The organism is Nonomuraea sp. SBT364 (genome assembly GCF_001083785.1).
GTDB lineage: Bacteria > Actinomycetota > Actinomycetes > Streptosporangiales > Streptosporangiaceae > Nonomuraea.
In genome coordinates this window covers 56,507-70,412 of record NZ_LAVL01000033.1, presented here as the reverse complement: position 1 = coordinate 70,412, position 13,906 = coordinate 56,507, and the positions used below count along the sequence as shown (strand labels likewise).

Here is a 13,906-nt window from a genome sequence, read left to right as displayed (position 1 = left end):
CCTCCACCGCCGCCACCGCCTCTACCGCCGCCGCCACCACCACCGCATCGGCCCGCGGCCATGACCGCGTTCGCCTGCGGCAGCGACAGCGGGATGACGCACGGCGGCTTGGGGCCGCCGCAGGGGTAGTACATTCCGGTCTCCTTGTCGAAGCACCAGCCGTACCAGCAGCCGGGGCCGTAGCTGGCGAGCTGGGCGCCGCCACCGCCGCCGCCGCACGGGGCATGGCCGGTGGGGTCGACGCGGTCGAGCGGGCTGGCGCCGGCATAGGTGTACCTGTTCGCCTCCACCGAGTCGGGTACGGGGCTGAGGTTCCAGTCGTCTCGGGTGGTGAAGGTGGCGGTGGCGGGGTTGTACCAGCGCGCCCCCATGTTGACGTGGCCGGTGCCCGGGTCGGTCCAGTCTCCCTGGTAGCCGATGCCCGCCTGGGCGCCCGCGCCGGCGGTGGTGTTGCCGAACGGGTCGTAGGCGGTGGAGTCGGCCAGCGCCGAGAGGCCGGTGTCCGGGTTGAAGCCTCCGGTGAGGTCCCCGTGCTTGTCGAGCAGGGAGACCCGCTTGGCCCCGCCTTGGACGGTGGCCAGCAGCTCGTCGGCGGGCCCGCGGCTGAAGGTGGTGGTGCCGTCGCCGACGGGCTCGGCGCTGGGGCCGTTGTAGCTGAAGGCGGCGCCGCCGCGGGTGCTGGGCCGGTCGAGCGAGTCGTAGGTGTAGGTGCTCGTGCCCGCGCTCGTGAGGCGGTTGAAGGCGTCGAAGTCGTACGCGGTGACGACGCCGGAGGAGGCCTTCGTGGCCAGAGTGCCGCGGGCGGTGTAGGTGTAGCTGTCGCCGCCGTCGGTGAGGCGGCGGTTGCGCTCGTCGAAGGTGGCGGCCCTGTCACCGTTCATGGTGCGGTTGCCCGCGGCGTCCCACCCGTAGGTGGTGGTCGTGCCGCTGTCCGTCCAGGAGGTGAGCCGGTCGGCCTGGTCGTAGCCGTAGGCGCTGGTGCCGGAGCCGGCGAAACCGGTGGTGGTCTTGCCCGTGGTCCTGTCGTCGTCGTCATAGGTGTGCGTGGTGGCGGCGACCACGTCGCCGCCACCGTTCTTCAGCGTGTCGGACGTGCGCCGGGCCAGGTCGTCGTAGCCGAAGGCGCGCACGCGGCCGGCGCCGTAGTCGATGCCGCTCACCTGACCGGCGGCGTTGTACCCGAACGTCTGCGTGAGGCCGGTGACGGCGTCGCGGACGGTGTTCAGGCGGCCCTTGGCGTAGGTGAACGTGGCCGTGCCCGCGGCGTCGGTACGGGCGGTGGGCCGGCCGTCGCCGTCATAGGTCCAGCCCGCCTTGCCCGACGGGCCGTCGGCCGACAGCACCAGGCCCCGGTCGTTGTAGTCGAAGACGTCCGAGCCCGAACGGACCAGCCGGCCGATCGCGTCGTAGCCGAGCACCCGGTCCGAGGTCGCCTTGCCGGTGCCGGTGCCGGTGCCGGTGCCGGTGCCGGTCTCGGTGAGCAGGCGCTGGTTGGCGTCGAAGGTGCGCCGGCGGGTGACACCGCCGGGCTCGGTGATCGTGACCGGGTTGCCTGCCGCGTCGTAGCCGGTGGTGAAGGTGCGCTCGGCCGCGCCGGGATGGGCGGAGGTGGCGGGTTCGATGACGGACTCGGGCAGGCCGAGGCTGTTGTAGGTGTAGATCGTGCTGTTCTGGCGGCCGTCGGTGAGGCGGGTGAGGTTGCCCGCGGCGTCGTACCCGAAGCCGGTGGTGATCGACGAGGTGTCGCTGACCGGCTCGACCTGCTTGACGACCTGGTCGAGCGCGTCGTACTCGAAGGTGGTCCTGTGCCGGAGGGCGTCGATCACCTCGGTGAGGTTGCCCGCGAGGTCGTAGCCGAAGCCCCGGCTGCGGATCTCGGTGCCGTCGGGCTTGAGATCGGCCCAGGTGGTGGGCCGGCCGAAGGCGTCGTAACCGAGTTTTGCGGTCCTGTTCAGCCCGTCGCTGAGCCTGACCTGGCGGCCGTGGCCGTCGTAGCCGTACTGGGTGACGACTCCGGCAGGGTCGGTGACCTTGGTCAGCGCGCCGGTGGCGTCGAAGACGCTCGCGGTGGTGGCGCCGCTCGGCGAGGTGACGGTCAGCGGGTCGTCGGCGTCGTCGTAGGTGTAGCGCGTGGTGTGGGCGGCGGGGGCGGGGTCGCGTTCGATCTGGGTGCTGGAGACCTGGCGATCCAGATCGTCGTAGGTGGCCTCGGTGCGGGCGCCGCTCGGGTCGACGACCGACAGCAGCCGGCCGGTGCGGGTGTAGTCGTAGTGCCACTGAACCCTGTCGTCGTTGGTCGTGCCGGCGGCGTCGGTGGCCTGGACGCGCCCCAGCCGGTCATAGGTGTAGCGCGTCTCGTTCTGCCGCGGGTCGACGACCTTGACCGGCCGCCCCAGCGGGTCGTAGTGCAGCACGGTGGTCGGCGTCAGCACCGAGCCCGAGCCCGGCGGGGTGTACGCCGGCGCGATCTGCTTGACCGCCTGGCCGAGCAGGTCGTACTCGGTGCGGCTGATCGCGCCGCGCTCGTCCTTCGTCTCGGTCTCCTCGTCGAAGGCGTTGTAACCGGTGACGACCTCGGGCCGGACGGTGACGGGCCGGGCGCCGCGCTCCTCGGCCCGCACGGGCGGGGCGACCGTCTTGATCAGGCGGCCGAGCTGGTCGTTGCCGTAGGTGGTGGTGTAGGCGGACTGGTCCGCGCCGGCGGCGTTGCCGCGCGGATCGGTCATCGACGTCAGCAGGTCGCGCTGGTCGTACCCGTAGGTGGTGACCAGCGACGTCGTGCCGTCGGAGACGGTCTCGCGGATGCGCCGCCCGGCCAGGTCGTAGCCGTAGTCGACGCCACGCGCGGCGGTGGAGGTGGGCCAGGGGACGTTGGAGGCGTTGCCGGTGCGGGTGATGCGGGTGACGTTGCCGCCCAGGTCGTAGGTGTAGGCGGCGCGCCGGTTCAGCTTGCCCGGGTCGGTCGTGACCGTCGCGACCCGGCCGACGTTGTCGTAGGTGACCTGGGTGGCGCGCAGGCCGTTGCCTGTGGTCACCTGGGTGGGCAGGCCGGCGCCGTCGTACTCCACGGCCGTCAGCACGAGGTCGCGCGTGCCCCCGCCGGGGTCGCGGAACCCCTTGAGCGTGGCGGACTTGAGCAGGTCGTCGCCGTAGTAGTCGTAGCGGACCTGGCGTCCCATCGCGTCAGTGGCGCGCACGAGCCGGCCGGCGTAGTCGTAGGCGTAGGAGCCGACGACCAGATGGTCACCGGTGCCGGGCGCGCCCTCGGGGTCGCCGTCGAAGTCCCACAGCCGGATCTCCGCCAGCATGTTGCGCGCGGTGTAGGCGAACTCGTACCGGTTGTCGGCCGCGTCGGTCAGCCCGGTGAGGTTGCCGAACCGGTCGTAGGCGTAGCCGGTCTCGTGGCCGTGGGCGTCGGTGACGGTGTCGAGCCGGTTGTGGTCGTCGTAGCCGTAGTGGGTGGTGCGCGGCTCCCCGCCGGCGATCTTGTCGATGACCTGGGTGCTGATGACGTTGCCGTCCGCGTCGTAGCCGTGGTCCGTGCGTCGCTGCTGCTGGGCCCCGGTGACTGCGTTCGTGGTGACGGGGTCGGTGACGCTGGTCAGATTGGACCAGTCGTCGTAGCCGTAGCCCGTGGTGACGCCGGAGGGGAAGGCGTCGGAGGTCTCGGTGCGGCTCTTGAGACGTCCGATCGCGTCATAGGTGTAGGTGATGGTCAGCCCGGACGGCTCGACGACCCGCGCCAGGTCGCCGGCGGCGGTGTAGGCGTACCTGGTGACCGCGTTGCGCGGATCGGTCCTGGTGGCGACCAGGTGGGCGGGCATGGTGCCGCCGCCGACCGCCGCCTCCGACCCGTTGGTGTAGGTGTACCTGAGCTGGCCGCCGCCGCTGGGGTGGGTCTGCGTCAGCAGATTGCCCGCGGCGGTGTAGGCGTAGGTGGTCCGGTACCGGTTGTCCGCCGGCCCGGACGAGCGGCCGTCGCGGAACTCGACGGGCCTGTCGTTGCGGGGATCGGCTGGATCGGTGATCGCCGGGTAGGTGTAGTAGGCGCTCTGGCAGGAGTCCTTGGCACGGCAGCTGATCCGCCTGATCAGGTTCCCGCGGCCGTCGTGAACGAGGCGGACCGCGTCGCCGTTCTCGTTGGTGATCTCCACGGGGAAGCCGCGGTCGTCGTAGTCGAAGGTACGCATCGCCATGCCGTCGGCGTTGCGGCCGATGAAGTCGGGCTCCTCCCCCGGCGAACCGGGCAGCGTGGTGCAGAACTGCGGGTCGCCGGGATCGGGACTGCTGCAGGTCACCGTGGGCGAGGGCGCCGGGGAGGACGGCGCGGGCCAGCTCGGCCTGTCCTCCTCCCGCGTGGCCAGGCCCATGGGAGTACCGACCCGGATGAGCTGCCCGGTGATGGCGTCCTGCTCGTAGAGGTGATGGCGGTCGGCCGGGTCGCGGACCTCCACCGCGCGGCGCAGATCCCGGTCCCCGCCGTAGACCACCGGCACGCCCAGCTTCCACGTGCCGCCGTCGGCGTCGGTGTAGGTGCTCACCCGGCCGGCGGCGCTGTCGTACTCGACCTCGGCGGCGACCTTCCCGCTGGGCAGGGTCACCACGGTGAGCTGGTCGGCGGCGGCGAAGCCCGCCCGGTAGTGCGCGGCGACCTGTTCGGGGCCGAGGGGGTGCTGGTAGAGCGCGACCTCGTCGATGGTGCCCGAGTAGAAGCGGCGGGCCGAGGCACCCCAGCCGGCCCAGGAGCCGGGCGCGGCGGCGTACGCGGCGCCGATCTGGTTGTGGGTCAGGTCGAGGTGGTCGGGCGTCTGGTTCGCCAGCGTGGCAACCGCCTTGCCGTCCAGATACAGGGTCTGCGTCGAGCCCATCGCCGACAGCACCGCATGGTGCCACTTGCCGTCGTTCACCGAGGCCGCCGACGTCATCGGCGCGATCGTCCCGCCGCTCCAGAACTGGCCGTGCAGCTTGCCGTCGGTGCCCGTGTACAGCACCGGCGCGCCCACCGTCGAGGCGCCGTCCAGAGGTTTGTCCTGGTAGCCGAGCAGGGGCCCGCCCGAGCCTGTCGTCCGGTTCTTGAACCAGACCTCCACCGCGACGTCGCGGCTCTTCTTCAGCGTGCCGTTCGGCAGCGCGACGTGCGAGGCCGCGCCGTCGAACGCCGCGGCGGTGTCGCCGCTCCCGGCCGTCGCGCCCGGCTCGCCCAGGGTGACGTTCTTGTACGTGCCTGCGTCCTTGCCCAGGTTGACCGCGACCTGGCTGCCCATCGACTCGCCCTCGTCCTCGCCCAGCCGCCAGTACGACTCGGGCCGGGAGTCCAGCACCGTGGTCCGGTAGTGCGAGCCCGGAACGTACTCGTAGCCGGTGCACCGCTCGCCCGGCGCGCACGCCTTGACGAGCTTGTCGCCGTCATAGGTGTACGTCCACGTCAGTGCCCTGCCGTCCACCGGCGCGGTGGAGACGGACGCCACGTGCGTGCCCGACCAGGTGAAGTTCAGCACGCGCCCGCCCGCCGCGGTGGCCCTGGCCGGCTTCCCCGTCGCGGGGTCGTAGGTCAGCGTGACCGCGTGACCGGACGCGTCGGACATCCTGGTGAGCCGGCCGTTGACGAACTCGAAACCGGACCCGGCCTTGTCGACCAGCTTCGCCTGCCCCGCCCCCAGCGTGAGCGTCGCCTGCCGGCCCGGCGGGGCGGCGTACGTGCCGTCCGGGTTGCGGCCGAAGCGGACCTGCTGCCCGTCGGGGTAGGCGACCACAACGTTGCCCGACCCATCACGGTCCTCGACGATCTTCATGTCGAACGGGGTGGACCAGCCCGCGCCGAAGGGGTTGTCCCGGCGCGGATCGAGGCTGTTGTACGTGCGCTCCAGGGTCAGGCCCAGGCCGACGGAGGCGACCGAGGCGTCCACGGCACCGGTGGAGAAGTTCCCGGCCATCGGGTCGAAGCCGCGCTCCCCCGCCTCGGCCAGCTTGCTGGTGATCTCCGGCTGCGGCACGGACGTCTGCAGCATCACCCGCGGGGACGGCACCTCGTTGCCCGTGTCCTTGACGATCACCCGCCACAGGTACGTCCTGCTCCACGACAGCTTCCCGGCGGGCACCGTCCAGGCGTGGGCGGACACGAACCCCGAGTCGAAGCAGCTCACGGCCGCGCCGTCGGCGGCCTTCTCGCACACCTCGAACTTGTAGCTCAGCGACGAGGACGGCGGCGCGTCCAGATCCACCGCCCTGGCCCACAACTGCGGCGTCAGCGTCGGCGCCTGATAGCCGTTGAACGGATACAGCTCCTGCAGCACCGGAGCGATGTCGATGATCCTGATGATCAGGCGGGCAGGCGGCACGAACTCATCGGTGAACACCTTCCCCCCGGTGCGCACCATCGTGAAGTCCAGCGAGTAGGTGCCCGGTTTGATCGGTTTGATCTCCGCATCCAGCTTGACCTTCCCGCCGCGCGGCACCGTCGTGGTCAGGTTCGCCGACCGCTGCTGCGTGACCAGCTTGCCCTTGGCGTCGAACACCCGATAGGCCAGGTAGTAGTCACCCGGCGCCCACGCCTCGGCGCCCGTGTTCCCCACCGTGATCTTGATCTTGCCCGGCTGCGCCTGGGTGACGGGAGGGTTCGGCACCGGACTGGTGATCACGTACGAGGCGTTGTACGGACTGTGCGTCACGTACAGCCGCGGCGGGTTGGCGGTGTCATGACCGGCGAACTTCTTGAACCCCTTGCCGTCGGAGGAGGCGTCGCGCACCGACACCCCGAAGTTCTGCGACGGGTCGTTGACCCACCTCTGCACCAGATCACGACCGCGCTTGCCGAGGTCGAACAGGTCACCCCGCTTGGCCGGGCACCGAGAGGCGCTGGAGCCGAAGGCGATGTAGCCATGGCTGAACGCCTTGCGCGCCAGCGCCTTGCCCACGCTCGGGCCCGGGTAGGTCGTCCTGCTGGACCAGGGCGCGGTCACCGGATGCACGGTCACCGGCCGCGCCTGGCAGGTGACCGCCTCGTAGTTCACCATCCACAGGTGGGCGCCGAAGATCCGGTGGTAGCGGAGCTTGTCCACCAGTTTGGGGAAGGTCAGGTACGCCGCCGAACGGGAGCCGATCATCAGCGTCTGCCCGCCGCTGGTGGTGCCGCCGTCACCGACCGAGACGCTGTTACCTGCCTTTTCCGTCTCCACCGACGGATCCACCAGCACCGGGAACACTCGGCCGGGGTCCGCCAGCCAGGCCGGGTCCACGCTCACCTGCAGCGCGGGAGCGCCGCCGGCCGACACGACGGTGTAGGAGACCCCGGTCGAGCCGGCCGGTGTGGGCGCCGAGTCCGTCATGAATCCCGCGGGGACGCTCGCCCGCGTCCGGCCGGCCTCGTCCACGAACGCCACCTGGCCGTCCACGAGCCTGGCGGTCAACCCGCGCAGCGCCAGGGGGAACACGAACGTCGTGGGCGCCTTGGCCGAGTGCAGCACGATCGTCTCCTTCACCCCGCCGGGGCTGAGATCGATCCGCAGATCGGCCTCCGCCCAGACCCCCGGGTACACCACCCCGCGCTCTCCGGCGCGGCGCCCGGCCACCGCCGCGTCACCCCGCACGCCGTAGCCGACCTCGTAGCCGCCGGGCAGGCCGACCCGCACCAGCGGCCCGGCGCCTGTGCGCGGCGCGAGCCGCACGTCCACCGCGTCAGCGGCGTTGCGCCACCCCCGGCCGGACCGCCCCTTCCCGCCGCCGGCCGCCACCAGCCGGGTGTCGATCGGCCTCCACGCGCCGTCGGGGCCACGGTAGTTGACCGGACGCGCCGACACCTCCGTCGTCTGCGTGCCGTCGGCGTTGGCATACGTCCGGACGTAGGCGTCGCGCCGCTCCGGGATCTCCCTGCTCGTCTCGGGGTCAAATCCGGTGCCCTCCGGGTCGGCGGCGGCGACGCTGCCCACCTTCGCCGTGTTCTGCTCCTGCCGCGGCCGCTGCCCGGGCGGCGTGAGCGGGTAGCGCGCCCGCAGCGTCTTCGGCTGACGGGTGTTGCGCGCCGCCCCCGCGACGCCGCCGCCGGCGTTCGCGGCCGTTCCCCAGGGCTGCTCGAGCCCGTGAACCTCGCGATACCGCACCGCCCACCAGTCCGCCAGCCCGGCGGCGGCGCCGTAGTCGGCCGTGCCCACGAGCAGGAGGGTCAGCGCCAGCGCGCCGGCCCGCAGCCACGCTCCGGCCGGCAGCCGCCTCGGCCAGGCCAGGCCGGCAGGCACTCGGCCCTCGATCCGGCCGCCGCCGGGGTGTCCAGCACCAAGGACGCGTGGGTTCGGCCGGAACATGCGCACTCCCGATGGTCGGAGCCAACAGTCGAGCGGCCCTGCGCCACCGGCTCTTCATGCGCACCTCCGTGGAGAGGCGCGATCCGCTCGTCAGAGCCGAATGTAACCGCGAGGGCCGGTCGCGGACGTCCAACCACCGGGTGAACCCCGCGTCGGCCATCCGCCGTAGCGAAGTCCGGGATTTCCACCATCGACGGTAGTCCGGGAGTTGACATCCCTCCGCCTTCAGAGGTGGCCCCGTAGCCGGGCTCCGAGCGCAGTCGCCGAATGCGAGGACGTTGCCGTAGCGGCTGACGGCCAGGTACGTCTCCGGCGTCGCCTGCTCGCGGAAGATCCGCCACTGGTGAGTCCCATAACAGGGCGATTCGGCAACATCAACAACGCCTTGAAACCAGCATTCGGAGCATCGAACCCCCAACCGGGGCACTTGGATTCTAGAGTCACTCGAAGTATCTGAATTGTTACTATATGCTCCGCCATGTCGGAATGATCACCATGCCGACAATCCGGGTGGTTGTCATGGAAGAAGTGGGAGAAACATGCGTTTTCCGGGAGCGGGAACGTGCCACTGCGGCGAAGCTGCTGCCGGGGCTGGATGAGAGCCCGCGGGCGATACCCCTCATGGAGCTGGAGGGCCCGGGCGGTCCCGGCATCAGGCTCTTCCTCGAGAGCGGCGGCCCCGGCTGCACCACCGACTGTTCCTGGGTTCTCGACCGGCGAACCCGGCATCAGTGATCTTGCCGAAGTGACGGACCAGGACGGGCGGGCGCAGCGGCACGGACTCGGTCATGACTACCTCCATCGGGGGGAACGGACGGCGCCGTCACCGTACGCCGCCTGCCCGATGTGTCCTCTGCTTTTGACCAAGGCTTCAGGGCCGTGTCGATCCGCGCGGGAGTGGTGATCGCGAAAGGTCTCACGCGCGTGTGCGCGTAGTGCCTCGCAAACTCCCGAAGGTCAGGCAGGGCCGGGGGTCACCGTCGTCTTCGTGGACACCTCCCAGACCCCCGCCCCTGATGGCGAACCCCAAAGCGTCCGGGCCAGCGACGACATGACTGCGCCTGAGTCGGCCGCCCGGCCGCGCGCCTGCGATCTCGGCGAGCACGGCCAGGGCGAACGACAGCAGCGGGCGGGTGATCGTCATGTCCGGTAGATCCCGCCTTCAAGCGCCACAGGTGACCTGCGAGAACAGGCTTAGCGTACGTTTTCGTTCCGCCGCACCTCGCCCCCCCGGGTCCAGCGCTGGTTGCTGCCGCCGTTGCACGACCAGATGGTCAGCTTGGTGCCGTTGGCGGTGGCGTTGCCGGGCACGTCCAGGCACTTGTTCGCGCCGACGGCGGTGATCGTGCCGTCGGAGTTGAGGCGCCACTTCTGGTTGTTCTGGCCGTTGCAGTCCCAGATGATCACCGCGGTGCCGTCTGCCGTCCCGGCGCCGTTCACGTCCAGGCACTTGCCGCCATACACCCGCAGCTCACCAGCACCGGTGGAAGTCCACTGCTGACCGGACTGCCCGTTGCAGTCCCAGATCTGCGTCTGTGTGCCGTTGGCCTGCGCGGAGCCGGCGTCCAGGCACCGGCCCGACCCGGCGCCTCGCAGAGCGCTCGTGGTGTCCGGGGGTGAGCCGTCACCCTGGCCGACGCCCCTGCCGTTGAAGGTGATGGAGTCCAGGTCGAACGTGTTGGCGGACGGCGCCTTGAACACGACGTGGACATTGCGCGTGCCGCCGGGGTCGGTGACCCGCACCGCGGGCAGCGACAGGTAGGTGTTCCAGCCACCGGTCGCCGGTACGGTGCCGGTGGCGAGGAGGGGCCCGGTCGGCGAGTCGGCTCGCAGCTCGATGGACCCCCCGGTGGCGGACGGCGCCGAGACGCGGAAGGACACCGTGTCGATGCCGGACAGGCTGATCGGGCTGAAGGAGATCCAGTCATTGTTGGAGATGTCGCCGATGCGCCTGCCGCCTTCGGCTCCGGACCCGTCGACGACGCGGATCCCGGACGAGCCGGTGAAGTGCTCGGCCTGCTTGTGCTTCGGTTGCAGGGTGATGCCGGCGGAACCCTTCAGGCCGCCGGAGTCGGTGTAGTCGGCGGACAGGACGTAGTAGACGTTGGAGGCCTCGTCGTGGCCGGAGGCCGTGGTCGTGACCGTCCCGGTGCACCCGGTGTACTGGCCGGTGTCATGGGCGTGCTGGTCGTGGCCGAGCGCGGTGATCACGTTGACCTCGGCGCAGCCGGCGGCGCCGTCCTCGGCGTCGGTGACGTTCACCGTGTAGTCGACCTCGTCGCCGAAGTCGATGAACCCCCCGTCGGGCGGGGCCGAGAAGGCCACCTCGGGGCGGGTGTTGCCCACGACGACAGGCACCGTGACGCTGCCCGTCTTGCCGCCCGCGTCCCGTACGGTGAGCTTGGCGGTGTAGGTGCCGTTGGCGTTGTAGGTGTGGGAGGGGTTGGCGCCGGTGGAGGTCGCGCCGTCGCCGAACTCCCAGGCGAAGGTGATCGCGTCGCCGTCGGGGTCGGCCGAGCCGGCCGAGGAGAAGGCCACCGTCAGCGGCGCCGTGCCCGAGTCGGGGGTGGCGCTCGCCTTGGCCAGGGGCGCGCGGTTGCCGGCCACGTAGTCGATGCGGTAGATGCTGTCGTCGGTGTTCGCGTGGCCGAAGCCGTTACCCCAGTCGGCCATGTAGAGGGCGCCGTCCGGGCCGAACTTCATGTCGATCGGCGCCCGCGGGGCGAGCTGCGCCACGAAGGGGTTGATCTTCAGCAGGTTGCCCGGGGAGTCCAGCCGGAACTCCTTGACGAAGTTGCGGCTCCATTCGTAGAAGAACGGCGTGCCGTCGTAATAGGCGGGGAACTTACGGTCCGAGCCGCTGGTCGCGTCGTAGCGGTAGAAAGGGCCGCCCATCGGGGCGGCGCCACCGCAGCAGTCGATCTCCGGGAACTCGGCCGAGGCGTGGTAGTTGTACCACACGGTCGCGGGCTTGGCCGCCGGCAGGCTGGTCAGCCCGGTGTTGTTGGGCGAATTGTTGACCGGCGCGGAGCAGTCGAACTTCGCGCCGGAGGTGCCGGTGGCGAAGTTGTAGTCGTTGAACGGGAGGTTGTTGCCGACGCAGTACGGCCAGCCGTAGAAGCCCGGCTGTTTGATCAGGTTCCACTCGACGGTGCCCTCGGGGCCGCGGCCGGGGTTCGCGGCGCCCGCGTCGGGGCCGTAGTCGCCCACCGAGATCCAGCCCGTCACCTTGTCGACCGAGAAGCGGAACGGGTTGCGGAAGCCCATCGCGTAGATCTCCGGCCTGGTCCTGGCGGTGCCGGGCGCGAACAGGTTGCCGGACGGGATCGTGTAGGTGCCGTCGGCCTCGGGGTGGATGCGCAGGATCTTGCCGCGCAGGTCGTTGGTGTTGGCCGAGGACCGCTGGGCGTCGTAGTGCTCCCGGCCCTGCCGCTCGTCGATGGGGGCGTAGCCGCTGGAGCCGTTGGGGTTGGTGTCGTCGCCGGGGCCGATGTACAGGTTCCCGCCCGGCCCGAACGCGAGGTAGCCGCCGGTGTGGCCGGGCTCGTCGACGTTGCGGTAGGCCGGAACCTCGATGACCTTCTTCTCGCTCGCCAGGTCGAGGCCGGTGCCGTTGAAGGTGAACCGCGAGACCCGGTTCACCTCGCCGCCGCCGGCGGGCGAGTAGTTGACGTAGATCCAGCCGTTGCCGGCGAAGCCCGGGTCCAGTGCCAGGCCGATGCCGCCGTCCTCGCCACCGTCGTACACCGGCAGGGTGCCGATGACGCGCGTCCCACCGCCGTTGGCGGGGATCAGGTTCACCTTGCCGGAGCGCGAGATGTAGAAGACCCTGCCGTCGGCGGCCACGTCCAGCTCCATCGGCTGGTCCGGCGCGCCGTCGAGAGTGACCTTCTGGAAGCGGGCCGCGACGGTGCCGCCGCAGTCGCCCGGCGCCGCGCCCGCCGCCCACTGCACCGCACCCAGCAGGTGCTGCTTGAACTGCGGCTCCGCGTAGGAGGACGTCTGGTGGCCCATCGCGGTGGCGAACACCCGGCCGCCCTCCGGGTTGTGACACCAGGAGATCGGGTGGTCGGCGCCCATCCTGCTCGGCCCCGCGTCATAGGTGGTCTCGTCGGCGGTCACCAGCACGTGGACCGAACCCCGCGCGTTCTTGTCGAAGTTGTACCACTCCTCCGAGCGCACCCACCGGTCCGGCAGCCCCTTCGTGGCGGGGTGGGCCTTGTCGGCCACCTTGGCGGTGCCCTGGAGGATCGACGAGTGCGCGGTCATGTGGGCGCCGGCCAGGACGATCTGGTCCCACCACGGGAACTGCGACTCGATGTTCATGTCGGTGGCGTTGTGGATCGCCACGACGCCGCGGCCGCTGCGCAGGTATGCCTGGAAGGCCTGACGCTGCGCGTCGTTGTCCCACACCATGCCGTTGGTCTGGAACATGATCACCGCGTCGTAGGTGCTCAGCGTCGCGGCTGTGAAGACGGAGGAGTTCTCGCTGTGGTCGAGCTGGAAGTCGTGATCGGTCGCGAGCTGCTGGAACATCGCGACGCCGGCGGGGATGGAGTCGTGCCGGAAGGCGCCGCTCGCCGTCTCGGTGAACAGCAGCACCTTGAACTGTGCCGCGGCCGCGTGGGCGATCGGCGGCGACAACGGCAGCAGCCCTGATAAGACGGCGGCCAGGATGCACAACAGGCGTGATCTTCGCATGAGGGATCTCCTGAGGAGGGCGGGCAACGGGGACTTCTCAGAACGCGCGCAGGTACGCAAGGCCGTCCACCGCCAGGGCGTCCTGGCTCCTCGCGAGAGGGCGCCAAACGGAGGCCGCGGTGGCGATGGTCCTGTTGTGCGCGGTGAACGACTCGATGACGAGCGGGCCTTGGTAGCCGGCGTCGCCCAGGGCCCGGGTGAAGCGGGGCCAGTCGAAGCGGTCGGCCCCCGGCGTGCCGCGGTCGGTGCCGCACACCTGCACGTGCGCGAGGCGATCCGCCGCGGCCCGCACCGCCCGGGCGGGGTCCTTCTCCTCGATGTTCAGGTGGTACACGTCGAGAGCCAGGTGGCAGTCCTCCGGCAACGCGTCGAGCGCCTGCTCGACGGTGTTGAGGAGGCTGGTCTCATACCGGTTGAGCGGCTCGACCGCGAGCTTCACCCCGCGCCCGGCCGCATGGTCCAGCACGGGCCGCAGCCGCTCGCGCAGCTCGGCGTAGACCGCCCGGCGCTCGTCCGGCGAGAGCCGCCACGTACGGCCGACCGAGGCGTAGGCCGGCCCCGCGATCACCGGGGAGCCGACGGCCGCCGCCACGTCGACGCAGTGCCGCAGGTAGTCCTGGGTGTCGCGGACGGTCTGCGGGGAGGCGGCCACGAGCTCGCGTCCCGGCGGCATGACCAGCACCACGGACGCGGCCAGCCCGTGCTCGGCCAGCAGCGCCGCGGCCTTGTCCGGGTTCCAGCCGCCGCGTTGCTCGACGGGCAGCTCGATGACGTCGAAGCCCCAGCGGGCGATGCGGGGGGCGAGCCGCGCCAGGTCGTCGTCGGTCAGTGGGGAGACCCAGACCCAGGTGTTCACTCCGATGGAGAACATGGTGTCCCTCTTCGTCGTCGGTGGCGGAAGGCGCCGA

Annotated in this window: 4 protein-coding genes; 1 reads left to right on the top strand and 3 read right to left on the bottom strand. The window is 70.9% G+C overall.

The features are described from left to right. Positions 1 to 8,297 (bottom strand): LamG-like jellyroll fold domain-containing protein (locus ADY59_RS53400; protein WP_156325567.1); only part of this gene is annotated, 8,297 nt, incomplete at its 3' end. 486 nt (positions 8,298 to 8,783) lie between these two features. On the opposite strand from ADY59_RS53400, the gene ADY59_RS17755 reads away from it, so the two are divergent. Next, positions 8,784 to 9,032, top strand: coding sequence for a hypothetical protein (locus tag ADY59_RS17755; protein WP_156325566.1), 249 nt, complete (start codon positions 8,784 to 8,786; stop codon positions 9,030 to 9,032). Positions 9,033 to 9,491: 459 nt separating this feature from the next. On the opposite strand, the gene ADY59_RS17745 is transcribed toward ADY59_RS17755, so the two are convergent. Together ADY59_RS17745 and ADY59_RS17740 are read right to left on the bottom strand one after the other, a co-directional pair. Then, positions 9,492 to 12,998, bottom strand: coding sequence for a ThuA domain-containing protein (locus ADY59_RS17745; protein ID WP_049563466.1), 3,507 nt, complete (start codon positions 12,996 to 12,998; stop codon positions 9,492 to 9,494). Positions 12,999 to 13,035: 37 nt separating this feature from the next. After that, positions 13,036 to 13,869 carry a sugar phosphate isomerase/epimerase family protein gene (locus ADY59_RS17740; protein ID WP_049563464.1) on the bottom strand — a complete coding sequence of 278 codons (834 nt, stop codon included), beginning with the start codon at positions 13,867 to 13,869 and terminating at the stop codon, positions 13,036 to 13,038. Positions 13,870 to 13,906: the final 37 nt, after the last annotated feature.

What these genes read in the sequence shown, in the direction of transcription:
- ADY59_RS17755 (WP_156325566.1), top strand. Translation starts at nt 8,784, where the DNA reads ATGATCACCATGCCGACAATCCGGGTGGTTGTCATGGAAGAAGTGGGA.
- ADY59_RS17745 (WP_049563466.1), bottom strand. Translation starts at nt 12,998, where the DNA reads ATGCGAAGATCACGCCTGTTGTGCATCCTGGCCGCCGTCTTATCAGGG.
- ADY59_RS17740 (WP_049563464.1), bottom strand. Translation starts at nt 13,869, where the DNA reads ATGTTCTCCATCGGAGTGAACACCTGGGTCTGGGTCTCCCCACTGACC.